Consider the following 470-nt stretch of genomic DNA (forward strand, 5'->3'; position numbering starts at 1 on the left):
TAACACATACGGTATGGTTTATCACCTGGATAATATTCACGAATAGGCATACGCTGTTTTCCTCCATGCTCAACAATTTTTTGAACCAATCCTTCCACGTCAGGATCCTGAACCGAAAAATGGAATAAGCCGGTTTGGAATGGATTGAATTCCGGAGCTTTGGGTTGACTTTCTTTGAATTCGAATAGTTCAATGCCAATGCGATCGCCGGTTGAAAGGTGCGCAATGCGAAAACTGTTCCATCCTTTGCCAAATACATCAATACACATTTGTCCGATTGCTGTCTCGTTTTCTTCCAGGACTTCGGTTGGAGGCATAATTATATAAAAACCCATTACTTCGGTGTAGAATTTTACTGCCTTGTCCAAGTCAGGTACTGTAATCCCAATATGGGAAAAGCTCTTTGGATAAACTTTTTGATCTTTCATCTCTGTTGTTTTGGTTTGTGCATCAAGCGAAAAACAAAGGCT

General features: G+C 40.4%; 1 protein-coding gene. It reads right to left on the reverse strand.

The window, feature by feature from the left end:
- A partial coding sequence (locus NQ163_RS20625) for a VOC family protein (protein ID WP_268192196.1) occupies positions 1–428 on the reverse strand: 428 nt, incomplete at its 3' end.
- Between the last annotated feature and the right edge of the window lie 42 nt (positions 429–470).

The organism is Marinifilum sp. D737 (assembly GCF_026672275.1).
In the GTDB taxonomy this organism is placed as follows: Bacteria; Bacteroidota; Bacteroidia; order Bacteroidales; family Marinifilaceae; genus Marinifilum.